Source organism: Brucella sp. LJL56 (assembly GCF_054871705.1).
The window spans coordinates 18,758-42,865 of record NZ_JBTXLQ010000006.1; the positions used below are offsets into that span (position 1 = coordinate 18,758).

The window sequence follows — 24,108 nt, forward strand, 5'->3', positions numbered from 1 at the left end:
CAATATCCTGCCCTTGCCGGATTCGAACAAGAAAGCAAATCCGTATCGGCCTGCCGGAACGGAAAAAACTTTCTCCCGTCATCAACTCATCGAGAACAACGGTCTCAAGGCCATCTCAAGGCCAAGAATCATGAGACCGATCAGAAACCATTGGCGGAAGTTTTCCGGCCTGATCCTGCGACGACAAACCTGCCCCAGGAACATGCCGACCAGCGACGGAACGATGGCCAGAACAGATACCAGCAGAAGTTCGCCAGAATAAGCCTGCCTGCTCGATAGTCCGACCGCAAGCGCGGCTGTCGAGATGGTGAAGGAAAGCCCGAGTGATTGCACAAGATCGTCTTTTCGCAGACCCAGCGCCTGCAGGTAGGGCACAGCCGGGATGACGAATACGCCTGTCGCGCCTGCGATCAAGCCGGTCAACAATCCGGTAACCGGAGACAGCAGACGCTCAAGTCTTGCAGGCACCTGAAGCTGGCGAGCGAACAGTGTATAGGTCGCATAGATAACAAGCGAGAGACCCAGCATCGACGTGGTGATTGCAATACTCCCGCCGACCAGGACCGCAGTCCCCGCGATGGTCCCGACCGCAATGGCCAGCATCATGCTCCAAAGACGAATGACAAGCTTACCGAAACTGGGCCCTGCCAGAAGCTGCCAAAGATTGGTAATGAAGGACGGAACAATCAACAGGCTTGCCGCTGCAAGGGGAGATATCAGCGCCCCCAATATGCCCATTGCGACCGTAGGCAGTCCCATTCCGGTCACGCCTTTGACAAAACCGGCACCGAGGAACGTAATTGCAATCGTCAGGATCAAGCAGAATGAATAAGTCATGCTTCTCCTTTAACGACATGATTGTCAGACGGAATACGGAAGTTCCTTATAGAGCCTTCGGCTTTTCCATAGGCAGAATTCGCGCTACTATCGCTTATGCGTTTTGATCTCACGGACCTCCGCCTGTTTCTCGCCGTAGCCGACGCCGGCAGCATCACGCATGGCGCGGCCGAAGTCGGCCTGTCGCTTCCCGCTGCGAGCGAACGCCTGCGTGACATGGAAGCCGTAGGCCAGGTGTCGCTTCTGGAACGAGGGCGACGCGGCGTTGCCCTCACGGAAGCTGGCGAAGCGCTCCTCCATCATGCGAGGGTTGTGATGTGGCAAATGGCCGACATGCATACCGAATTGGGCCTGCATGCCAAAGCGATGCGCACGACTATTCGCGTCGCAGCCAATACCGCCGCCGCCACCGAATATCTTCCGGCACGGCTTGCAGCCTGGATGGCGGAAAATCCCCGAATTGATGTGGAATTGAAGGAACGACAGAGTAACGACATCGCTCGCGCTGTTTTGCGCGGTTTCGTTGAAATCGGGATTTTATCGGATGCGGCAGAAACCGCGGGACTGGAACTGGTTCCGTTTGCGAAGGATCAGTTGGCGCTGATCACGGCCAGACATCATCCACTGGCCGAACATAAGCGTGTGAGCTTCTCCGATCTTCTGCAGGAACAATTCATAGGCCTTTCCGCTGGCGCTTTGCAGGAGCACCTCGAAGTTCAAGCAACCCGGATGGGCGGTAGGCTTAGAATCAGAACGAGGCTCCGCACTTTCGAAGGGGTTGGCAATATGGTTGCTGCCAATGTGGGCATTGCGATCATTCCGCAAACGGCTGCCCGACGTCTCAGAAAGACACTCCCCGTTGCGACTGCAACGCTTGCTGACGCATGGGCGAGAAGAAACCTGGTGATCGCTGTGCGATCCCTGGATGACTTAACCACACCGGCCAGAAGTCTTGTCAATCACCTCACCTTGAACGATCAACCTCTCGCAAACAAGGTTGCGAGAGGTTGACCTACGGCGCTCTTACGAATTGAGATCGGCAAGCAGATCGTCATAGACCTTGCATGCGCCGTCGAGATCACTCGTTGCCTGCGTCTGGGCACCGCTCATTTTCTGCGCGATTTCGTGAGCTTTCTGGGGATTGGAAGCGGCAACTTCCTGCATTTTCGTGGCGACTTCCATAGCCTTTGCCTGGACTTCCTCAGCCGTGCAGGCGAAGGACGGGGTTGCCAGAACAACGAACAAAGCGCCTAGAAGATACTTCTTCATATTAGTCCTCTCCTAATCTAATTCTCATAAATGCGCTTCGCATCTAGCAAAATTTCAGATTTAGCTCCAGCTAAAACAACAATTGACGAAAATACTTCACAGAATAGCAATATACCTTGATCGACATACTTTTGGAGAGGTCCAGGATTAGCGCCGATATCCATCAGCGCGCGCCGTCAGAATACGCCTATCAAACGATGCGTTGCCGTGCCGCTCAAATATGATGAGTGAGCTACCCAGACTTTGGTAGTATAAACGCTTTCCTTGAAGCTCAGGCATTGGCAATCCGCCGGGATGCATCTACATTCTTTTTCACGAGCATCCGATAATCATGCCAATTCAAGAGCAATTTCGGTGTCGGAACACTTTATCCAGTGACTGGATAATAACGAATCAGATTGCCCGAAACGCCCGAAGAGGCGTGGGGAGCTAAATTTTGAATACGGGTTTGCCCGTCGCAACATAGTCTGGGAGGACGCTATGATGAAACTTATCGCCGCTCTGGCGACGACACTTGCTGTTTCCACTGCCGCTTTCACCGCACAGGCACAGAATTATCCGGAACGGACGATCACAATGGTCGTGCCTTTCGCAGCAGGTGGGCCTACCGACACCGTAACGCGGCTTGTTGCGGAATCCATGTCCAAAGATCTCGGACAACAAGTTATTGTCGAAAATGTCGGTGGCGCAGGTGGAACGCTGGGCGCGGGACGCGTCGCATCCGCCGATCCAGATGGCTATACGCTACTGCTTCATCATATCGGCATGGCCACAAGTGCAACGCTCTACCGCAAACTTGCATATGACACGCTGAATGCATTCGAATATGTCGGCCTCGTCACAGAGGTTCCGATGACCATCGTTGCCCGCAAGGACCTTGAGCCGACCGATCTCAAGGGGTTGGTCGAATATGCCAAGGCCAACAAGGATACAGTGACAGTCGCCAATGCCGGTATCGGCGCGGCCTCGCATCTTTGTGGCATGCTGTTCATGAGTGCGATTGAAACTCCGCTTGTCACAGTTCCCTACAAGGGAACCGGCCCGGCTATGACCGATCTTCTCGGCGGCCAGGTCGACATCATGTGCGACCAGACCACCAATACGACCAAGCAGATTCAGGCAGGCACGATCAAGGCTTATGCCGTTACCTCGCCCGAACGCCTGGACGTGCTGAAAGACCTTCCGACCACGAAGGAAGCCGGTCTGGATGGCATGGAAGTGGGTATCTGGCACGGCATCTACGCATCCAAGGGAACCCCAGCGGAAATCACCGAACGTCTGTCGAAGTCGCTTCAGGTTGCACTGAAAGACCAGAACGTGGTTGCCCGTTTTGCCGAACTCGGAACAAAGCCTTCATCGGAAGCTGACGCGACACCGGCGGCGCTGAAAGCCAAGCTGGAATCGGAAGTTACACGCTGGAAGCCGATCATCGAGGCCGCCGGACAATACGCCGACTGATCGTATAGCAAGCAATCAGGGTGCGTCATCCGACATGCCCTGATTGTCTCCCTTTCAGCAGCTCGCAAACGCCACAGCCGATGGAATACGCGACTGACCTCACTTGCCAGAACACCGGCATAGCCCTTTCAACGGCAAATCCGAAAGACGATTGGCCCATGAATGAGCCCTCCAATAAATTCAAAATAGATCCGACCAACGGATTGTGCGGTGCGCTTCTCGCATTGACCGGCGCTTTTTTCGCCTATCAATCACTGGGTCTGGACCTTGGCACCTCACTGCGCATGGGACCGGGATACTTCCCGCTTGTCCTGTCCGGCGTTCTGATCCTGCTTGGACTGGTCATCCTTGTACAGGCGACCCGTGTCTCCGGCGAACCGATAGGTCCGATCGCGTGGCGCGGTCTGTTCTTCATTCTGCCAGCCCCGATATTCTTCGGCCTGACCGTGCGCGGGCTCGGCTTCGTGCCGTCACTTTTCCTCACCTGCCTCATCGCCTCTTTCGCCTCGATGCGTATGAAGCCCCTCGCGGCGCTTGTTCTGGCCGCTGCGGTTACCGTTTTCTCCGTCATTGTTTTCAGCTATGCGCTCGCGCTGCCATATCAGCGTTTCGGGCCCTGGTGGCCATTCTAGGGAGCGCGGATATGGATCTTTTCAGCAATCTTGCGCTTGGTTTCTCGACCGCATCGACGCTCGCAAATCTCGGCTTTTGCCTGATCGGCGTGTTGCTTGGCACATTGATCGGCGTCCTGCCCGGCATCGGCGCCACGGCAACCATCGCCATGCTTCTGCCGATCACGTTCCAGATTGGTGACCCGGTCTCCGCGCTGATCATGCTTGCGGGTATCTATTACGGCGCCCAATATGGCGGCTCGACGACCGCAATTCTCATCAACATGCCGGGAGAATCCTCCTCCGCCGTGACGGCCATCGACGGTTATCAGATGGCACGTCGCGGGCGCGCCGGTGCAGCACTTGCAATCGCGGCAATCGGTTCGTTCTTTGCCGGTACCGTCTCGACCTTTCTGGTCGCAATCTTTGCTCCCCCACTCACGGAAATCGCCCTCAAATTCGGCTCAGCCGAGTATTTCTCTTTGATGGTCGTCGGGCTCGTATCCTCCGTGGCGTTGGCGCACGGTTCGATCATCAAGGCTCTGGCGATGGTTGTGTTGGGACTTCTGCTAGGGCTCGTCGGCACCGATATCTATACCGGCACACCACGCTTTACGCTCGGCATCACGGAATATGCAGACGGCCTCAATTTCGTCGCCGTTGCGGTTGGTGTGTTCGGCATCGCCGAAATTCTGCGCAACCTTGAAAGCGAGCATTCGCGCGAGGTGCTGATGGCGAAGGTCACGGGACTGATGCCGACGCGAGATGATTTCAAACGTATGACAGCGCCAATCCTGCGCGGAACTGCCATCGGCTCGGCCCTGGGTATTCTGCCCGGCGGCGGGGCCATTCTTGCATCCTTCGCGTCCTACACAGTGGAAAAGCGCATTTCCAAGACACCCGAGGAATTTGGCAAGGGTGCGATTGCAGGTGTTGCAGGGCCGGAATCCGCCAATAATGCGGGAGCGCAGACATCCTTCATTCCCATGCTGACGCTTGGCATTCCTGCCAATCCGGTCATGGCATTGATGATCGGCGCCATGATCATTCAGGGTATCGTGCCGGGCCCAAATGTAGCAACGGAACAGCCTGCATTATTCTGGGGTGTGATCGCGTCGATGTGGATCGGCAATCTCATGCTTATCATCCTGAATCTGCCGCTGATCGGCCTATGGGTGAAGCTCCTTACCGTGCCTTACTATGTGTTGTTCCCGATCATCATGACCTTCTGTTCAATCGGTGTTTATAGCGTCAACTCCAATGTCTACGATCTCTTCGCGGTCGCCTTCTTCGGTTTCATCGGCTATCTGCTGGCCAAACTGCGTTGCGAACCCGCTCCCTTGCTGCTGGGTTTCGTTCTCGGTCCATTGCTGGAAGAACATCTGCGTCGCGCCATGATCCTGTCTCGCGGTGATCCGGCAACGTTCGTCACCCGGCCGATCAGCGCCACTCTGCTTGCCCTGGCGGCAGCCGTTCTCGTAGTCGTGCTGCTTCCATCGGTGCGCAAGAAGCGCGACGAGGTGTTCGTCGAGGAGAATTAATCTAGGTTAAGCCGAAAGATGACGTCGGGACATTGACGTGCTATAGAAACCGGGGGCTTGGATTGTCGTTTGAATCGCCAGCACAGAGGGAGGTGTCATGGCGGACGAACAGCGTCGAAGCTTTCGGCAGCGGCTGGCTGCCATCGTCATTGCGGGTATCGGCACGGCCGCCGCAAGCGTATTTTCCTATGCAACAGCAATCTACGAAGCGGCTAATCCCAACCCGATGCGGGAAGTAAGCGCAGGCGAAACGGTCGACACCGGACGCTGGCATGTGGCTGTGACCGGCGCGCGCTTCGGCTCTGTACCACCGACCGGCGTGAAACCTTACGAGCCTAAAAACTATCTCATGGTCGACATCAGTTTAGATAATCGATCGGCATCTTCAGCCCATGCATCGCGAGGGCTTCTGACCCTCGACCCGCCAAACCCGGCCTTGAAAGATCCGACCATTTACATCGTAAAAGACAAGTGGATTGCGGGTCGGGTCAATCCGGGCATGCCTGAAAAGCTGACGGTAGTGTGGGAATGGCCCAAAGGCGAAGCTCCACCACAGGAAATCCGTCTCCTCATTGGCAGCGAAATCTACAAGAAGCGGGATAATCTCTATGGGGCTTCTACATGGCTCGATCGAGACCCGATCGCCGTCATTCAATTGCCGGTACATATGTCATCCGCCGGGGGCGAAGGATGATGGGGTGGCTCAAAAGCGCCGTCATGCTGTGTGTGGCCATCGCAGCACTTTACGGCATGCAGCATTCCACCCCTTATTACAGCAATATCTTTTCCCCGGTCACCGTTGAAGGAAAGCAGGGAAAGCCCGTCGAAACCAGCCGTTTCGTCGTAGGCATCGTGAATGCCTATCGGACCCGACAAGTAACTATACCCGGCATCGGAAGCACCCGCACTTATGATACGGACGGAGAGTGGCTGGTTATCGAGGCCGCAGCGAAAGCAAAGATAGAAAGCCTTGGGCTTGCGTCTGTCGAATGGCTTGGACCGAACGGTATCCGCTATGCCATGAGCGGCCGTCCGACCCTTGCACCTGGTATAGTAGGCTCCGAACGGCTGGAGCCCGGGATACCACGTCCTATCCTGATAGTGTTTGAATTGCCGCGTGACCAGATCGCAGGCGGAAAGCTGCTCATTGCCGAATCTTCACTGACTCCCCTTTCAGAACAGATGCAGATCAGCATGAATTCCACGGCACAGGACAATGTCAGCCGGTCAATCGCGATCAAACGCATGGGGACCATCATGCCCTGGCAATTGGAGGTCAGCCAATGAGCGAAACTACCTCTTCTAGCGAGCGGAAATCCTTCTGGGTATGCCTTGCTCTCCTGATTATCGCCCTACCTCTTGCCGCCTTTGTCGGTTCCGATGGCGGTCTGTTGCGATGGATCGAGCAGAACCTGCAAGAGCCGATGGTCGTGCCGCGCGGCAATGTGCAGGCTTATGGGGGCGGCAACTGGAAACTGGTTGCGCTGGACAGATTTCCAGGCACATTGCCGGAGACAAATATTGTGCTTGCCGAAGTCGACGTGACTATTCAGGACGCCGATCAGTTGAAACAGTTGATACCCTGTTTCATGACCGTGACGGACGCTGAGGGCCGTCGCTGGTCGACCCTGTATGTATCGACGCAAACCATCCGGAAGCTGAAGCCGGAGGCTACCGACAAGTCAAAATGTTACGATCTCGCCAATGAAAACGGCAGCGGCCCGGTGCGCCTTGTCGAGAGCTTCCTTGTTCCTGCAGATGCCGGAGAGCTTTCATTATTGCTTACTATGCTTGGGAAACAGCCCGAGCATCTGGTTCTGAAATAACTCTGCTCTTCTGGCTCACCAACGCATATTCGAGGACCGCCGCCAGAAGTGCGATACGTATTGCATCAAGCAGAATACCGCCATCAAGCTCCGTCGGACTGCCGATAAGAATAACCAGAACACTGGCAATACGCTGCCAGATTTCAATGTCGTATGGTCCAAGATAATGGGTCGTGCTGTACCAGATCCACGCACCAATCCAGCTTATCGCGCGGTAGAGAACGATAAACGACAGCAGGGTTCCGAGTCCTGCTCCGGCGACCAGTTTCAGGCAAGCCCAGACTGGCCGGTAACGGCTGCGGTAACCGCCCAGATAATGCGCGGTAAAGTCGCTCAACCATTTCTTGAAGGTCGTTCGGCGGGATGGGGCCGGGGGAACCGACGCTTTCTTCGCCGACAGATCATAGCCGTAGATGATTGCAGCCATCACCAGCCAGACCATCGGCAACAGCGCATAAAAGAACAGATTTTGCGCCTGCACCGAAAAGCTCGGTTGATGGAACTCCACAGGTACAAAATTTTCGGCTGCATAAGCACTTATCGAAAACCATGTGGCGCTGACATCGAAACTGTCGAGCAGAGACCCAGCACCGATCCAGCGGATCAGATCGTCCTTCCACTTATCGAGTGCGAACAGGCCGATGAATATCCAGCTTGCGTCCGCAGCGACAATGAGCAACCGAAGCCACGGAGAATGGACTTTTTCATTGGCCCGTTTGGCAATCCAGCGGATCAGCCAGCAGACAAAAATAGCCGCGATCAGACTACCGGAGCGCACAAGGTCGAATATGTGCATCCTCTCGCCAAAGGCAGTGCGCTCGAAAGCAAGCCGCGAATATTCGCGGACCGTATCGCCGAGAAAGCCCCATGCAGCGTAATAGGCAAAGAACGGCAGGATGACGGCTGCCGTCACCATCAACATACGATCAGCCCTGCGATTGTCAGGCGAGAACGCAGCACCTCCCGTAGCGGTTTGACGCAAGGTGGCAAGGGCAGGCAATCCGGGGCGCAAAGTAGCGAACATCATCACCACGACGAGCAGCTTGACCAGCACGACCAGCGAAAGAACGACCATCCCGGCAAGGGGGAAATATCCGCCGGCGCGTACCGCAGCATCAAGCAACAGGTCGCGCGCAATAAAGCCCAGCGTACCGATAAGCAGCAGTTGGGGCCAGAACCGAGCCAGAAGGCGGGCTGTCAGGGCGAGCAGACCGCCGATATCCTTGAGCATCGTCATGGTCACAGTTTAGCCAACTGATTGGTAGGGCTCAATATATTTTATTTATCTAATATATAGGACTGCACTTATCCGCGCCGCGTGCCGGAAGATACGATGTCGAGATAAACGGCCAGAACAAGAATGCTGCCCTTGATGATCTGCTGCCAGAACGTATCGACGCCCAGCATGGACATACCATTGTCGAGGCTCGACATGATGAGCGCGCCAACCAGTGCACCGAGCACCGAGCCTACGCCGCCACGCATGGAAGTGCCACCGATGAAGCAGGAGGCAATGGCGTCGAGTTCGCCGCCCATGCCTGCCGATGGCGTACCTGCCGCGAGGCGAGAGGTTGTCGTCAGGCCAGCCACCGCCGCCATCAGTCCCATAAGCGCGAAGACCGCCATCTTCACGAAGTTGACATTCACGCCTGAAAAGCGGGTTGCTTCGGTATTCGAGCCGACTGCATAGATGTGACGACCGAACACGGTCTGTTTTGCGATCACGGTGAAAACACCGAGGATCACCAGCAGGATCAGGACCGGAACCGGCACACCCTGATAGCTGTTGAGGATCAGGATGAAGCCAAGGATCAGAATACCGATACCGAGAAGCCTTGAGACTTCCATCCCGGAAGAAAGCGTCTGGAGATTATGCTTGCGCTTGCTTGCCCGTGTACGCAGCGTCATCAGGATCAGCACACCGAACAGCGCAATGGCACAGAGATTACCAAGCCAACCCGGTAGATAGCCTTGCCCGATATATTTGAACCCCGGCGATATCGGCGCGATGGTGACGCCGCCCATGATGCCCAGCACGATTCCGCGAAAAACCAGTTGGCCGCCGAGCGTGACGATGAAGGACGGGATGCCGAGATAGGCGGTCAGCCAGCCGTTAAAGGCACCAAGCGCCACACCGAGAACCAGAACCGTGCTGATCGTCGCCCATAGCGGCCATCCGTAGATCACGTCGAGAACAGCGGCGATGCCGCCCAAAAGCCCTAACAGCGCGCCGACCGAAAGGTCGATTTCGCCGGCAACGATGACGAACACCATCGCGGATGCGAGCATTCCGGTAATGGCCATCTGGCGCAGGAGATTGGAGAAATTGCGCGCGGTCAGGAACTGCGAACGCCCCATTTCCGGATCATAGGTAAGGATCGCAAACAATGCCCAGATGAGCGCAACCACAATCAGCAGTGCGACAATCTTATAATCCGCCAGAAACTTCCTAAGGCTTTTGCCCGTCAATGTCATATCATGCACCGGTCAAATTTGAGCATTTCCAGCAAAGATGTGAAACGGTTTTGCATGAGGAAAATGCGTGACAACAACAAGTTATTCGAGGATCAGGCCGCGTTGGTGATCGGTTTGCCGATTGCAGCGGCAAGTACCTTCTCCTGGGTGAGATTTTCATTGGGGAAATCGCCGCGCAGCCTGCCCTCGCCGATCACGAGAACACGGTCGCTGATGCCGAGAACTTCCGGCATTTCGGAAGAGACCATCAGCACAGCAACGCCCTGTTTCGCGAGCGCGAAGATCAGTTTGTAGATTTCATATTTCGCGCCAACATCGACGCCCCGCGTCGGCTCGTCCAGAATGAGCACCTTAGGGTCTGGCAGCATCATCTTCGACAGCACCGCCTTCTGCTGGTTTCCGCCCGACAGGGAAGCGATTTCCAGCATTGGGTCTGCCGTCTTGACCTTGAGACGCAGAATTTCACGCTGGATCGTGGCCAGCTCCGCTTCCTTGTCGAGCAGTCCGCGCAAGGAAAACCGGTCCAGCACCGAGACCGTCATATTGTACCCAACCGGCATGATAGGCAGGATGCCATCCTTTTTGCGATCTTCCGGCACCATACAGATGCCTTGTCGAACCGCATCGCGCGGTGTGCGGATTTTCAGTTCTTTGCCTTCCAGAAAAACCTGCCCCTCATGTGCTCCGGGCCAGACACCGAACAGGCTGGACACCAGTTCCGTCCGTCCCGCGCCAACAAGCCCGGCAATGCCGAGGATTTCCCCGCGACGAAGCGCAAACGAAACATTATCGACCACCTTGCGATCGGGATTGGTCACATCCCAGCAATTGATGTTGCGCGCCTCGAAAATGACCTCGCCAATATCGTGTGGTTCACGCGGAAACAGGTTCTTCATCTCGCGGCCCACCATCATGGTGATAATAGCTGGCGTGGTAAGCTCCGCCATCGGTTTCGTGCCGATATGTGTCCCGTCGCGAATGACCGTCACCGTGTCGGAAATTTCGGCCACTTCATCCAGCTTGTGGGAAATGTAGACGCAGGCCATGCCTTGCGCCTTGAAATCCTTGATGAGGTCGAGAAGGACACGCGTTTCAGATGCCGTCAGCGCTGATGTCGGCTCATCCAGAATGAGCAGCTTCGCATTCTTGTTGATGGCCTTTGCAATCTCGATAAGCTGCTGCTTGCCGCCCGGATAATGATAGACCGGAAGCGCGACATTGATGTCGTGTATCTTGAGGCGCGCTAGAAGTTCCGTCGCACGCGCATTCATCTGGTCATAGTCAATGAAGCCGCCGCTTGTCGGCTCCGATCCCAGAAAGATGTTCTCCGCAACCGACAGATGCGGCACCATCATCAGTTCCTGATGGATAATGACGATCCCCGCGGCCTCGGTATCGCGAATGCCCGCCGCCTTCAGCTCCTGTCCTTCCCAGAAAATCTCGCCGGTCCAGGTGCCATGGGGATAAACGCCGGAAAGCACTTTCATCAGTGTGGATTTGCCCGCGCCGTTCTCGCCGCAAAGGCCGACACACTCGCCCGCGCGCACCTTCAGGTAAATACCGTCAAGCGCTTTCACGCCATTGAAGTCCTTACCGATATTACGCATCTCTAGAAGATATTCGGACATCGCATATGACCTTGCGGTAATGCTACAGACAGCGCTGTCAGCAGCAGTCTCAACAGTTCGGCAGGGCCAGAAGCCGGACTATGATTTCCAGACTTCCGGCCCCACTATTCTTAACGTTCTATCGCCGAGATCATGCCCGGCAATGCCCGTCATGATGGCTTACTTCCCTTCAATCTGTTCCTTGGTGTAGAAGCCGTCCTGAACGTAAATGTCGATATTGTCCTTGGTCACGGCAGTCGGCGTCAGCAGAAGCGTGTCGACCTGCTTGCCACCATTGTCCAGCTTGGAATTGAACTCAGGCGTTTCGCCCTTGACCATCTGAACGGTGAGCTTTGCGGCTTCCGACGCGATGAGCTTCAGCGGCTTGTAGACCGTTACGGTCTGCGTACCGTCGATCAAACGCTTGACGGCGGCAAGATCGCTGTCCTGACCGGAAACAGCAGTCTTTCCAGCCAGCCCCTGTGCAGCAAGTGCCTGAATAGCGCCACCGGCGGTGCCGTCGTTTGATGCCACAACGGCATCGATCTTGTTCTGCGCAGCCGTCAAGGCATTTTCCATGATGGAAAGCGCTTCAGTCGGGCTCCATTCCTTCACCCACTGCGAGCCAATGACCTTCACCTTGCCGGAATCGATAGCTTCTTTCAGAGCCTTTTCCTGACCGGCGCGGAGAAGCTTGGCGTTATTATCCGTCGGCGAACCGCCGAGGAGATAATAATTGCCTTCCGGCTTGGCCTTCAGGACGGCTTCCGCCTGCATGAAGCCGACGCGCTCATTATCGAACGAGATATAGGCATCGATATCCGCATTGAGGATCAGGCGATCATAGGAAAGAACCTTGATACCGGATGCCTTGGCATCAGCCACAACCGCGTCGAAAACCTTGGAGTTCATCGGCACGATGACGATGGCGTCCACGCCCTGCGCAATCAGGTTTTCAACCTGTTTGACTTGCTTTTCCTCGTTACCGTCAGCCGACTGCACATTGACCTTGGCGCCCAGTTTTTCTGCCGCTTCAATGAAATAGTCGCGGTCACGCGCCCAGCGCTCGACACGAAGATCGTCAATGGAAAAGCCGATGACCGGATTTTCCGGCGAAGCATAGACCGGCGTAGACGCCATGGCGCCAATGCCCAAAGCTGCGGCAACCAGCGCGCCGGTCAGAAAATTACGACGTTTCATGCAAATCTCCTCCAAACAACACCGGCTTGCTACCGGCTGATACCAAACCGCGCCCCCGAACGTATTCCGCCCCCGGAGTTCGGCACGACAAAACAGCCCACTTTGGAGCTGCTTATTCCTTGAATGGCTGATCCTCCCAAAGGCGTTTTGCGCCAAGATCACTCCATCGGGACAGTATGCAAAAGACACACCGCCCCATCCTCGGAGACCATTGATACGTGAAGAAAAATGAATAGCAAGCATTTTTTGATTTACGTACCTCATTTTTGATCCTATGGTCCGCGTCGAGGAGCGAGGATGAAACCTACAGTCCATGATATAGCCAGAACAGCGGGCGTCAGTCTTGCCACAGTCGACCGTGTGTTGAACGAACGTCCCGGTGTCAGAGCCAAGACGCGCGACCGGGTTATGGCCGCGATGAACACGCTCGGCTATGTGCGCGATGTGGGCGCCGCCAACCTTGCACGTGGCAGGCTTTATCAGTTTGATTTTATTTTGCCGGACAATGAAAATACCTTCATGCTAAGCTTGCGCGCGGAACTGCAATCCGCGACCGAGCGGGCCTTGGCCGAGCGTATTCTGGTCAATGTCGTTCTTGTCCCCGCCTTCGATGAAGCAGCACTTGTCGCAGCACTGGACGATTGCGCCACACGCAAACCTGACGGCGTTGCATTTGTGGCGGTCGACACCGATCCTGTACGCGAGGCCTGCGTCCGACTGGATGAACAAGGCATTCATGCTGTTACGCTCGTATCCGATCTCGGACAATCAACACGAACGCATTATGTCGGCGTCGACAACGGTGCAGCCGGGCGCACGGCAGCGCGGCTTCTGGGGCTCTTCGCCAATGGAACGGAGGGCGCGCTAGCGGTCGTCGCCGGTTCGTTGAAGGTTCGCGATCATCAGGAACGTTTCGACGGTTTTACAGCGGCCATGAAAGCAGACTTTCCGGGCCGCGAGATATTGCCCGTTCTGGAAGGTTTCGATGAAGGCCCGCGTGTGGAAAACCTTGTCGACAAGCTGCTTGACGAGCGTAGTGACATCGCCGGAATCTACAGCCTTGGCGCAGGCAATAGCGGTCTGGTGAACGCACTCGCAAAGCACAATTCCTATCGACCGCTCGTCATCGCGCATGAACGCGACAACGTGACCTCGAAAGCACTGACAGACGGCATCATCCATGCGGTGCTGGCGCAGGATGCAGGCCATGAAATCCGCAGCGCCATCCGGGTTCTCAAAGCATCTGCGGATCGTCTGGCCATCGTTCCGGGACAAGAACACATCCGCATCGAAATTTTCCTCAAAGACAACCTGCCGCATTTCGATTGATACGCGGGTAACAATACCTTTCCAACAGGAGCAAATATGTATCTCGGGCTCGATCTAGGAACCTCCGGTGTCAAGGCGCTGTTGATCGACGACGTGCAGACTGTGATCGGTTCGGCCCATGGCGAACTGGATGTTTCACGCCCCCATCCCGGCTGGAGCGAACAGGACCCGGCCCAGTGGATCAAGGCCTGCCGCACGGCGATTGACGGCCTGCGCACTGCACATCCGAAAGAATTTTCGGCGATTGTCGGCATCGGCCTTTCCGGCCAGATGCATGGTGCTACCCTGTTGGACGAACAGGATCAAGTGCTTCGCCCTTGTATTCTCTGGAACGACACCCGCAGCTATCGCGAAGCCGCCCAGCTCGATGCTGATCCGGCATTTCGCGCCATCACCGGCAATATCGTCTTTCCGGGCTTTACCGCGCCCAAGCTCGTCTGGGTTGCCAATAACGAACCCGATATTTTCGCACGTACCCGCAAGGTGTTGCTGCCGAAGGACTATCTGCGCCTCTGGCTGACGGGTGAATATGTTTCCGACATGTCGGATTCAGCGGGCACAAGCTGGCTCGATACCGGTGCACGCCGCTGGTCGCGCGAACTTCTGGACAAGACCAACCTCGATGAGAACCAGATGCCCCGCCTTGCCGAAGGCACGGACGCAACCGGACGGCTGAGGACCGAACTTGTCGCCGAATGGGGCATTGCCGGTCAACCGGTCGTGGCGGGCGGTGCTGGCGACAATGCGGCGTCGGCCTGCGGCATGGGCACGGTCAAGCCCGGCCATGCCTTCGTTTCACTCGGTACATCAGGCGTGCTCTTTGCAGCAAATGGTGCCTATCAGCCAAAGCCTGAAAGTGCAGTTCATGCCTTCTGCCACGCCCTGCCCGACACATGGCACCAGATGGGTGTCATCCTATCTGCGGCAAGTGCGCTCGACTGGTATGCACGGCTTGTCGGCAAAACGGCACATGAGCTTGATGAGGAACTCGGCGACACGCTGAATGCACCGGGCAGCGCGACGTTCCTGCCTTATCTCTCCGGTGAACGCACCCCGTATAACGATGCGAAGATACGCGGCGTGTTTTCAGGTCTGGAGCATGAATCCGATCAGCTTACATTGACGCAAGCTGTCTTGGAAGGCGTCGCCTTCGCAATCCGCGACAACCTCGCCGCGCTGCAATCGGCTGGTACCGATATCAAGTCGCTGACCGCCGTCGGCGGCGGCTCGCGTTCTACCTATTGGCTGAAGGCAATCGCGACTGCGTTGAATGTACCGATTGCCTTGCCGGAAGAAGGCGACTTCGGCGGCGCTTATGGTGCCGCGCGACTGGGCCTCATTGCGGCAACCGGCGCCGATCCGTTTGCCATCTGCACGCCGCCGCGCACGGAACGCACGATAGAGCCGGAAACCGCCCTGCTCCCTGCCTATGAGGAAGCCTATCAGCGCTATCACGCCCTTTATCCGGCACTTCACGCCCTCGCCGGTTAGTGACGCTGCCGCAAACAATCAGACATGACGACATTCGAACGGGAGGACACAATGAGCACCGGATTTTTTGGCGATATTCAGAAGGTTAAATATGAGGGACTGGACAGCGATAACCCGCTGGCTTTCCGCCACTATAATCCGGATGAAATCGTACTGGGCAAGCGCATGGAAGACCATCTGCGCTTTGCAGTCGCCTACTGGCACAGCTTTGCCTGGGAGGGTGGCGACCCGTTCGGCGGACGCACCTTCGACCGCCCCTGGTATTCCAACGAGCTGGATGCGGCAAAGCTCAAGGCTGACGTGGCCTTCGAGTTTTTCTCCCTGCTTGGCGCGCCCTATTATTGCTTCCACGATGCAGATGTGCGGCCCGAAGGTCGCAACTTTGCAGAAAACACGCGATATCTCAACGAAATCGTCGATATTTTCGAGAAGAAGCAGGCCGAAACCGGCGTAAAGCTTCTTTGGGGTACAGCCAACCTGTTCTCCAATCGCCGCTATATGGGCGGTGCCGCGACCAATCCAGATCCCGATGTGTTCGCCTTTGCCGCAGCGACCGTGAAAAGCTGCATCGACGCGACGAAACGGCTGGGTGGTGAGAACTACGTGCTCTGGGGTGGCCGCGAAGGCTATGAAACGCTGCTCAATACCGATCTTGGGCGCGAACTCGACCAGATGGGGCGGTTCCTCAATCTGGTGGTCGAATACAAGCACAAGATCGGCTTCAAGGGTACGATCCTGATCGAACCGAAGCCGCAGGAGCCAACCAAGCATCAATATGACTACGATGTCGCGACAGTCTATGGCTTCTTGAAGCGCTATGGTCTCGAAAACGAAGTAAAGCTTAACATCGAGCAGGGTCACGCCATTCTGGCCGGTCACTCGTTCGAACACGAATTGGCGCTCGCCCGTGCGCTCGGCATTTTCGGTTCCATCGACATGAACCGCAACGATTATCAATCGGGATGGGATACGGACCAATTCCCGAACAATGTGCCTGAAATGGCGCTTGCCTATTATCAAGTTCTGCTTGCAGGTGGCTTCACGACCGGCGGCACGAACTTCGACGCCAAGCTGCGCCGTCAGTCGCTCGATCCGCAGGATCTGCTGATCGGCCATATCGGTGGCATGGATTGCTGTGCACGCGGGCTGAAAGCAGCCGCCGGAATGCTCGAAGACAGCGCATTGTCCAAGCCGCTCGATGAACGTTATGCAGGCTGGAACGGCGATTTCGGCAAGAAGCTTTTGACTGGCCTCTCGCTGGACCAGATCACGGCTGAAGTCGAAACGAAGAACATCAATCCGCAGCCGAAATCCGGTCGTCAAGAATATCTCGAAAACATCGTCAATCGCTACGTTTGAAGTCATTAAATCGACGGATACAAAAAAGGGCGCCACCGGCGCCCTTTCTTTTAATCCATGTCAATTTCTAAAGCTTGATCCAGCCGCCATTCTTCTGTGAAGAGCGCACGCAGGCATCGATGAAAGCAACGCCCTTCAAACCGTCATCGACGGTTGGATAAATCACGGCGCTATCCGGCTTTTTGCCGTTGCGATGAGCTTCGATGGCGTTGGCGGCTTCCGAATAAATCGTGGCAAAAGCTTCCAGATAACCTTCAGGATGCCCAGCCGGTACGCGGGTCACGCGGGCGCTCGCAGAGCCAGTACCGGCACCGCCCCGTGTGATAAGCCGCTTCTGCTCGCCAAAAGGCGTGAACCAGAGATAGTTCGGGGCTTCCTGTGCCCATTCAATGCCGCCCTTCGTGCCATAGACGCGCAGGCGCAGCGCGTTTTCATTGCCGGGCGCAACCTGGCTGCACCAGAGCATGCCCTTGGCACCGCCTGCAAAACGCAGCATCACATGAGCATTGTCGTCCAGGCGACGTCCCTCGACAAAACTGTCGAGATCAGCCGCAAGGCTGTCGAGCGTCAATCCGGTCACGAACGAGGCGAGATTAAACGCGTGCGTGCCGATATCGCCGGTCGCGCCGCCTAGCCCCGATTGCGCCGGATCGGTGCGCCAGACAGCACCCTTGGCACCTGTCGCTTCCACCGCTTCTGTCAGCCAGTCCTGCGCATATTCCACCTGTACGACACGAAGATGGCCAAGATCGCCATTGGCGATCATTTCGCGCGCCTGCCGCACCATCGGATAGCCTGTGTAATTATGCGTCAGAACAAACAAGGCTCCGCTTTCATCGGCGACCTTTTTCAGCTTCTTCGCATCGGCAAGTGTCGAGGTCAGCGGCTTGTCGCAGACGACGTGGATGCCGCGTCGCAGAAACTCCTTAGCAGCTTCATAGTGAACGTGGTTTGGCGTCACGATGGAAACGGCTTCGATCCCGTTTTTCAGCCGCGCCTCACGAATGGCCATATCCTTGTAGCTGGAATAGATGCGATCTTCGGCCAGCCCCAGTTCACGCCCCGAGGCCTGCGCCTTTTCCGCCGATGAGGACAAAGCGCCTGCCACCAGTTCAAACCGGTTGTCGAGCCGCGCCGCCATGCGGTGCACGCCGCCGATAAACGCACCAGCCCCACCGCCCACCATGCCGAGGCGGATACGGGGAGCTGCTGTTTCCGTGGTTTTAGCTTCGATGGTCATGTCGATCCCTATGTCTTACAAGCCAAGCATACGGCGATTGGCAGCGTCATCGGTGCCGCCGGATGCGAAATCGTCAAACGCCTTGTCGGTGACGCGGATGATATGCGCCTTGACGAATTCGGCACCTTCGCGCGCGCCGTCTTCAGGATGCTTCAGGGCGCATTCCCATTCGACCACAGCCCAGCCATCAAAGTCGTTCGCGGCCATTTTGGAGAATACCGCGCCGAAATCCACCTGCCCGTCACCGAGCGAGCGGAAGCGGCCTGCACGGTTGACCCAGCCCTGATATCCGCCATAGACGCCCTGTCGCCCGGTCGGATTGAACTCCGCATCCTTGACGTGGAACATCTTGATGCGGTCCTTATAGATGTCGATATTGTCGAGATAATCGAGGCACTGCAGGACATAATGCGACGGGTCGTAAAGCATGTTGGCCCGCGGATGATTTTTGACCTGCTCCAGAAACATCTCGAAGGTCACACCGTCGTGCAGGTCTTCGCCCGGATGGATTTCATAGCAGATATCGACGCCATGTTCGTCGGCATGATCAAGGATCGGCTTCCAGCGTCGGGCAAGTTCCTCGAACGCCGTTTCCACCAGACCGGCAGGACGCTGCGGCCATGGGTAGACAAAGGGCCAGGCCAGCGCACCGGAGAAGGTTGCATGCGCGCCGATACCGAGATTGCGCGATGCGCGGATCGCCATCTTTACCTGCTCGACCGCCCAGGCCTGACGCGCCTTGGGATTGCCACGCACTTCCGGCACCGCGAAACCGTCGAAAGCTTCGTCATAGGTCGGGTGTACCGCAACAAGCTGGCCCTGCAGATGGGTTGAAAGCTCCGTGACTTCGACGCCGTTCTGGCGTGCTACACCGGCGAATTCGTCGCAATAATCCTTCGATTCAGAAGCCTTTTTCAGATCGATCAACTGGCTGGCCCATGTGGGAACCTGCACCCCGGCATAGCCTTTTTCGGCAGCCCATTTGGTGATGCCATCCCATGTGTTGAACGGCGCTTCATCGCCTGCGAACTGCCCAAGAAAAATCCCGGGACCCTTGATCGTCTTCATCAAATTTCTCCTGAATATGCTCGGACCCCGCCATCAACCGGCATCGAGCAATTTGAGAGCGCGCATCGCGCTGCATATCGGGAATGAAAAGAAAAGCCGTGCGCCTGCTCAGACAGGCGCACGGTAGTCAAGCACCTTAGAACGGCGAATCCGGGAAATAGAAATCCTTCGCATTGTCCTTGGTGACGAGCGTTGCATCGAGGATGTAGCTGCCGCTCACCGGAATCTGGTCATAGAAATGACCGGCGGCGAGTTCCATGGCAGTCGAAACCATTGCCGGCGGATAGAGAACGTCAACCGGCACAAGCTTGTCGCCATCCATCACCTTCTTGATCATATCCTTGGAGCCTGCACCGCCCACGACATACTGAATGTCGCTGCGGTTCGCCTGCTTGATGGCTTCGAGAACGCCGACGAGCATGTCGTCATCCTGTGCCCAGACCACATCGATCTTCGGGTACTTGGTCAGGAAGTCCTGCATGACGCGGAAAGCATCGTCGCGGTTCCAGTTGCCATACTGGCGGTCCAGAACCTTCACGTTGGAGCCTTCAATGCCCTTGTCGAAACCGTCCTGACGCTGCTGATCGATCGGGATCGGCAGACCACGAATGACGACGACCTGTGCATCGGGCGTGGTCTTCTTGATATATTCGCCAGCCACCTGTCCGAGTGCCGGGTTGTTACCCGCCACGTAGAGATCGCGGATGGAATTGTCGTTACTGCTCGGCGCACGGTCGACCAGAGCGACAAAGGTTCCCTTGTCCTTGATTTCCTTGATGGCGTTGACGAGTGGATCAGGATCGGTCGGCAGAACAACCAGCCCGTCGAGACCCTGTACGGCCAGATCCTGCAACGCATTGGCCTGCGATGCCGCATCGGGCGACGTCTTGACGATGACGTTGAGGCCCGGATGCTCAGCCATCAGAAGCTTCGCCACGCGTTCAGCGTGATAAACGACGCCTGCCGTCCAGCCGTGATCGGCAGCCGGGATCGACACGCCGATCGTCACTTTCTTGTCCTGTGCGCTTGCAGCGCTGCCAAAGGCAAGCGCACCCGCCGTCAAAGCGGCGAAAGCAAGCTTCATCAAATTCCCTCGCATAGTCTTCCTCCCAGTAAACGCGGGGCTCTCATTCCTCTCTGGCTGGAATCGCCCCAACAATTCCGCCAATCCGTAAACTATCGCCGTGACAGCGAACGCTGCACCAGCATGGCGATAATGATGATCGCGCCCTGAATTGCCCCGAGCAGATACTCGCTGACAAAGTTCGACAGGATCATGATGTTTCCGATGATCTCCAGAATGAACGCGCCGCAGATCGTGCCCCAGATACGGCCCACCCCGCCTCGTAAGGCTGTGCCGCCGACAACGACGGCGGTGATCGCCTGCAATTCCCACATCAGGCCGGTCGTGGCCGAGGTCGAACCAAGCCGGGGCACATAGAGAAGCACGGCAACGGCGACGCAAAGGCCCTGAATGATGAAGGCGATAGTGCGCACCTTCTTGACCGAAATACCGGAATAGCGCGCCACGTCTTCGTTCGATCCCACCGCAATGACATGGCGGCCATAGCGTGTCCGATAGAGGACGAATGCCGCAAGCGCTGCCGTCACGAAGATCACGATAACCGGTACCGGCACGCCAAGAATGGAACCGAAATAAGCCGGGCGATAAAGCGCCTGAATGTCCGGGTTGCGCAAGGTGATCGCGCCGCCCTGTGACAGCCACGTAGTGAGACCACGATAGATGCCCATGGTGCCGAGCGTAGCGATAAAAGGCTCGATGCCGCCAACAGTCGTTATCAGGCCGTTCAACAGGCCGCAGGCCGCACCGACAATCAGTGCCAGCATCACGGCGGCAATCAGCATCATCACCGGATCGGCAATCACCCCGCTATTCATGAACAGGATCATGATACTGGCGACGAAAGCCACCATTGCGCCCACGGACAGGTCCAGCCCGCCGGACGAGATCACATAGGTAGCACCGAGCGCGATAATGGCGATGAAAGCGCTTCGCGTTGCGACGTTGAGAAGGTTATCGATACTGATGAAGTTCGGGTTGGCAATCGTGCCCAGAACAAGCAACAAGGCGAGTGCTATGAACGGGGCAACTGCCCGCAGATCCCAATCCTTGGACGTCCTCGGCACTCTGCTTTTATCGGTCGCAACCTGTGTCATCTACTTCCCACTTTATTGTTTTTATGCGGCATTTTCGGCTTCAACGCCGGTTGCAAGCACGACGATGTCATGTTCGGTCATACGGTCGCCTGTTACCTCACCGGCAACCCGCCCTTCCCGCATCACGACGATGCGGTCGCAGATACCGATCAGTTCCGGCATTTCCGACGAAACGACGATGATCGATTTCCCCTCATCGGCCAGATTGGCGATGAACTGGTAGATTTGCTCTTTCGTGCCGACATCGATGCCGCGTGTCGGTTCATCGATGATGACGATGGACGGATCGAGCATCATCATCTTGGCGAGCAAGAGCTTCTGCTGGTTGCCGCCGGAAAGCTGGCCCGCCAGAATATCCTTGCGGCCAGTACGAATATCGAATTCGCGGATCGCATCATCGAGTGCGGTACGTTCCCGGTTGCGGTCGATCTGCAAACCGCTCACGAATTTCGTCAGCGAGGCGAGTGTCAGATTTACACCCAGGTCCTTGGACAGCAGCAGCCCTTTGCCCTTCCGGTCCTCGCTGAGATAAACGATCCCCGCCTTCTGGCTTTCATGCGCATTGCGGAAATGAACCGGCTTGCCATTGTGGCGCGCATCGCCCTTGCCAGGTCGCAGACCAACAATGCCTTCCATCAGTTCCGTGCGTCCCGCACCGACGAGACCGGCGAAGCCGAGTATCTCGCCCCGGTTCAGATGGAAGCTGGCATTCTGCACATAGCCGGGTACGCTGAAGTTATCGATTTCAAGAATGGCAGCGTTGTCATGCCTGCTTGCGCGGTCAGGATAAAGCTTTGCAACATCGCGACCGACCATCAGGCGGGCCATGTCGGACGGCTGCAATTCCGAAGACAAATGCGCTGAAACAAGCTTGCCGTCGCGAAGCACAGTCACACGATCGGATATTTCTTTCACTTCTGGCAGGCGGTGCGAGATATAGAGAACAGCGACACCCTTCGCGCGAATATCCCGGATGACTTTCAGCAACGCTTCCGTCTCAAACGGTGTCAGCGAAGCAGTCGGTTCGTCAAAAATCACTACACGATGCGGCACCAGCAGCACGCGGGCAATCTGGACCAGTTGGCGCTGCGCAATCGACAGGGTGCCTACGACCGCATCGGGGTCGATATCGGCACCGAGATCACGGATAGCCTTGCGTGCACCTTCGCGCATCGACTTGTCGTCGACGACCAGTCCACGGTTGAGCTCGCGACCGAGATAAATATTCTGTGCGACAGTCAGATCGGGTGCGAGGAGAATTTCCTGATGCACCAGCACTATGCCCTGGGCTTCGGCCTCCACCGGCCCCGAGAAGGACACAGGCTTGCCGTCGATGCGGATTTCCCCGCTCGTAGGGCGCTCATTGCCTGCGAGCAGCTTCATCAGCGTCGATTTCCCAGCGCCATTCTCGCCGATGATCGCATGAACTTCGCCGCCGAAAATGCGCAGATCAATAGTCTTCAGAACCTGGACGGGACCGAATGATTTGGAAAGCGACACAGCCTCCAGCAGTGCAGTCCTGTCATCTTTTTCGGGCGCACTCATTGGCAACCGCCAACAGCGAACTGCCGCGTCTGGCGTTTCTTAAATATGCTCTTTCCCGATGCTTTCACCGATACTTCTGGCTGCACGTGAACTCCTCCCAAAGCGTCACAATAAAAGCTTAGCTTTCGTTTTGAGGTACGTAAAGCAAAATATGCATTCTATCCCATCATCAAACCGGAGAAGCCCCGTTCATGCAAGGCTTCCCTCTATTGACGGGCAGCTCTCGATCAATCGTCCTGATGAATCGGTTCATCGACAAATGTTCCGCCCTGATAAACAGCGAGTGCGGAATCCGGCGCTGGTCGCGGTGTTGTCTTCTCGAGCCCGGCCCGGAAACGTTCGGCATTGTCCTTTGGGTGCCAGCCGAGAAAACGGGCCGGACTGTTGTCCCACCACATCGAATCATTGTTCGAAACACCCCAGATCACAGGGCATCCCAGCATGGGCGCCCGGAAAACGCACTCGATTAGGCTGGCAAAATCGTCATACGACATCCAGGTGGAGAGCATGCGATGATTGCGCGGCTCTTCGAAACAGGAGCCTATGCGGACGATTGCCGTCTCCTGCCCGAATTTGTCGTGATACAGGCTGGCGATGGACTCACCGAAGCATTTGGAAACACCATAAAGACCGTCGGGCCGCGTTGGCACCATTGCGTCGATATGCTCGTCCTGCCGATAAAAGCCGATTGTGTGGTTTGAGCTGGCGAAAATAATGCGCGGATGGCCGTGCGCCCGCGCAGCCTCGTAGAGATTATACATCCCGACGATATTCGCGTTGAGTATCTTGCTGAAAGACGCCTCGGTTGAAATGCCGCCAAGATGCAGAATACCGTCACAGCCCTCGACAAGACCCATGACCGCGTCCAGATCGCCGAGATCGCATTGAACAAGCTCTTCATTGGGTTTGGCTTTGCCCAGATCGGCAACGTCGGAAAGGCGCAGCAGCTCGGCCTGCCCGACCAGTTTTTCGCGCATCACGCGCCCCAGTCCACCCGCAGCACCGGTAATCAGAAGTCGTTTCACGAAAAATCTCCATTCGGACGGGATAGGGCAAAATTCGACCGTTCAGCTT

Annotated in this window: 22 protein-coding genes; 10 read left to right on the top strand and 12 right to left on the bottom strand. The window is 56.5% G+C overall.

Annotated elements, in window-relative coordinates; all coding sequences use genetic code 11:
- Positions 1–81: 81 nt before the first annotated feature.
- A complete protein-coding gene (locus ACYSN1_RS16315; protein WP_461726652.1) occupies positions 82–837 on the bottom strand; it encodes a sulfite exporter TauE/SafE family protein in 756 nt (251 codons plus the stop codon).
- A gap of 96 nt (positions 838–933) precedes the next feature.
- Here ACYSN1_RS16315 and ACYSN1_RS16320 point away from each other — a divergent pair, with 96 nt between their 5' ends.
- Positions 934–1,848, top strand: a complete 915-nt coding sequence (locus ACYSN1_RS16320) for a LysR family transcriptional regulator (protein ID WP_461726653.1) — start codon at positions 934–936, stop codon at positions 1,846–1,848.
- Between the two features lie 12 nt (positions 1,849–1,860).
- Here ACYSN1_RS16320 and ACYSN1_RS16325 read toward each other — a convergent pair whose 3' ends face one another.
- Entirely contained in the window at positions 1,861–2,106 is a 246-nt protein-coding gene (locus ACYSN1_RS16325) for a hypothetical protein (RefSeq protein WP_461726654.1), read from the bottom strand.
- 480 nt (positions 2,107–2,586) lie between these two features.
- Here ACYSN1_RS16325 and ACYSN1_RS16330 point away from each other — a divergent pair, with 480 nt between their 5' ends.
- The 6 genes from ACYSN1_RS16330 (at position 2,587) to ACYSN1_RS16355 (ending at position 7,542) form a co-directional block, all read left to right on the top strand.
- Positions 2,587–3,564, top strand: a complete 978-nt coding sequence (locus ACYSN1_RS16330; protein WP_461726655.1) for a tripartite tricarboxylate transporter substrate-binding protein — start codon at positions 2,587–2,589, stop codon at positions 3,562–3,564.
- A 158-nt stretch (positions 3,565–3,722) separates the two neighbouring features.
- Positions 3,723–4,196 carry a tripartite tricarboxylate transporter TctB family protein gene (locus ACYSN1_RS16335; protein ID WP_461726656.1) on the top strand — a complete coding sequence of 158 codons (474 nt, stop codon included), beginning with the start codon at positions 3,723–3,725 and terminating at the stop codon, positions 4,194–4,196.
- Positions 4,197–4,207: 11 nt separating this feature from the next.
- A complete protein-coding gene (locus tag ACYSN1_RS16340; protein ID WP_461726657.1) occupies positions 4,208–5,716 on the top strand; it encodes a tripartite tricarboxylate transporter permease in 1,509 nt (502 codons plus the stop codon).
- A gap of 97 nt (positions 5,717–5,813) precedes the next feature.
- Entirely contained in the window at positions 5,814–6,410 is a 597-nt protein-coding gene (locus ACYSN1_RS16345; RefSeq protein ID WP_461726658.1) for a DUF4352 domain-containing protein, read from the top strand.
- Positions 6,410–7,003: a hypothetical protein gene (locus ACYSN1_RS16350; RefSeq protein WP_461726790.1), complete on the top strand. Its 594-nt coding sequence runs from the start codon at positions 6,410–6,412 to the stop codon at positions 7,001–7,003. Before ACYSN1_RS16345 ends, ACYSN1_RS16350 begins: the two co-directional genes overlap by 1 nt.
- Entirely contained in the window at positions 7,000–7,542 is a 543-nt protein-coding gene (locus ACYSN1_RS16355; protein WP_461726659.1) for a hypothetical protein, read from the top strand. Before ACYSN1_RS16350 ends, ACYSN1_RS16355 begins: the two co-directional genes overlap by 4 nt.
- Here the strand turns inward: ACYSN1_RS16355 and ACYSN1_RS16360 are convergent.
- From ACYSN1_RS16360 to xylF, 4 genes are all read right to left on the bottom strand, one after another.
- Positions 7,502–8,779, bottom strand: coding sequence for a hypothetical protein (locus ACYSN1_RS16360; protein ID WP_461726660.1), 1,278 nt, complete (start codon positions 8,777–8,779; stop codon positions 7,502–7,504). The two genes, ACYSN1_RS16355 and ACYSN1_RS16360, sit on opposite strands and share 41 nt — an antisense overlap.
- Before the next feature lie 68 nt (positions 8,780–8,847).
- Entirely contained in the window at positions 8,848–10,017 is a 1,170-nt protein-coding gene (locus ACYSN1_RS16365) for a sugar ABC transporter permease (protein WP_461726661.1), read from the bottom strand.
- Between the two features lie 92 nt (positions 10,018–10,109).
- Positions 10,110–11,645 carry a xylose ABC transporter ATP-binding protein gene (locus ACYSN1_RS16370; protein WP_461726662.1) on the bottom strand — a complete coding sequence of 512 codons (1,536 nt, stop codon included), beginning with the start codon at positions 11,643–11,645 and terminating at the stop codon, positions 10,110–10,112.
- A gap of 159 nt (positions 11,646–11,804) precedes the next feature.
- The gene (gene xylF / locus ACYSN1_RS16375) at positions 11,805–12,824 is read right to left on the bottom strand and encodes a D-xylose ABC transporter substrate-binding protein (protein WP_010658612.1); all 1,020 of its coding nucleotides are present in this window, start codon (positions 12,822–12,824) and stop codon (positions 11,805–11,807) included.
- Positions 12,825–13,121: 297 nt separating this feature from the next.
- On the opposite strand from xylF, the gene ACYSN1_RS16380 reads away from it, so the two are divergent.
- Genes ACYSN1_RS16380 through xylA form a run of 3 tightly spaced genes read left to right on the top strand, consistent with a single transcriptional unit; the run spans position 13,122 to position 17,003 of the window.
- Complete coding sequence (locus tag ACYSN1_RS16380) at positions 13,122–14,153, top strand: LacI family DNA-binding transcriptional regulator (RefSeq protein ID WP_461726663.1); 1,032 nt, start codon at positions 13,122–13,124, stop codon at positions 14,151–14,153.
- A gap of 36 nt (positions 14,154–14,189) precedes the next feature.
- A complete protein-coding gene (xylB, locus tag ACYSN1_RS16385) occupies positions 14,190–15,644 on the top strand; it encodes a xylulokinase (protein ID WP_461726664.1) in 1,455 nt (484 codons plus the stop codon).
- A 51-nt stretch (positions 15,645–15,695) separates the two neighbouring features.
- Complete coding sequence (xylA, locus tag ACYSN1_RS16390; protein ID WP_461726665.1) at positions 15,696–17,003, top strand: xylose isomerase; 1,308 nt, start codon at positions 15,696–15,698, stop codon at positions 17,001–17,003.
- A 67-nt stretch (positions 17,004–17,070) separates the two neighbouring features.
- Here xylA and ACYSN1_RS16395 read toward each other — a convergent pair whose 3' ends face one another.
- The 6 genes from ACYSN1_RS16395 to ACYSN1_RS16420 form a co-directional block, all read right to left on the bottom strand.
- Entirely contained in the window at positions 17,071–18,243 is a 1,173-nt protein-coding gene (locus ACYSN1_RS16395; RefSeq protein ID WP_461726666.1) for a Gfo/Idh/MocA family protein, read from the bottom strand.
- 15 nt (positions 18,244–18,258) lie between these two features.
- Positions 18,259–19,311, bottom strand: coding sequence for a sugar phosphate isomerase/epimerase family protein (locus ACYSN1_RS16400; protein ID WP_461726667.1), 1,053 nt, complete (start codon positions 19,309–19,311; stop codon positions 18,259–18,261).
- Between the two features lie 136 nt (positions 19,312–19,447).
- Entirely contained in the window at positions 19,448–20,410 is a 963-nt protein-coding gene (locus ACYSN1_RS16405) for a substrate-binding domain-containing protein (protein ID WP_012092835.1), read from the bottom strand.
- 77 nt (positions 20,411–20,487) lie between these two features.
- A complete protein-coding gene (locus tag ACYSN1_RS16410) occupies positions 20,488–21,489 on the bottom strand; it encodes an ABC transporter permease (RefSeq protein WP_461726668.1) in 1,002 nt (333 codons plus the stop codon).
- Between the two features lie 21 nt (positions 21,490–21,510).
- Positions 21,511–23,034: a sugar ABC transporter ATP-binding protein gene (locus ACYSN1_RS16415; protein ID WP_461726669.1), complete on the bottom strand. Its 1,524-nt coding sequence runs from the start codon at positions 23,032–23,034 to the stop codon at positions 21,511–21,513.
- 227 nt (positions 23,035–23,261) lie between these two features.
- Positions 23,262–24,059, bottom strand: a complete 798-nt coding sequence (locus ACYSN1_RS16420; protein WP_461726670.1) for an NAD-dependent epimerase/dehydratase family protein — start codon at positions 24,057–24,059, stop codon at positions 23,262–23,264.
- Positions 24,060–24,108: the final 49 nt, after the last annotated feature.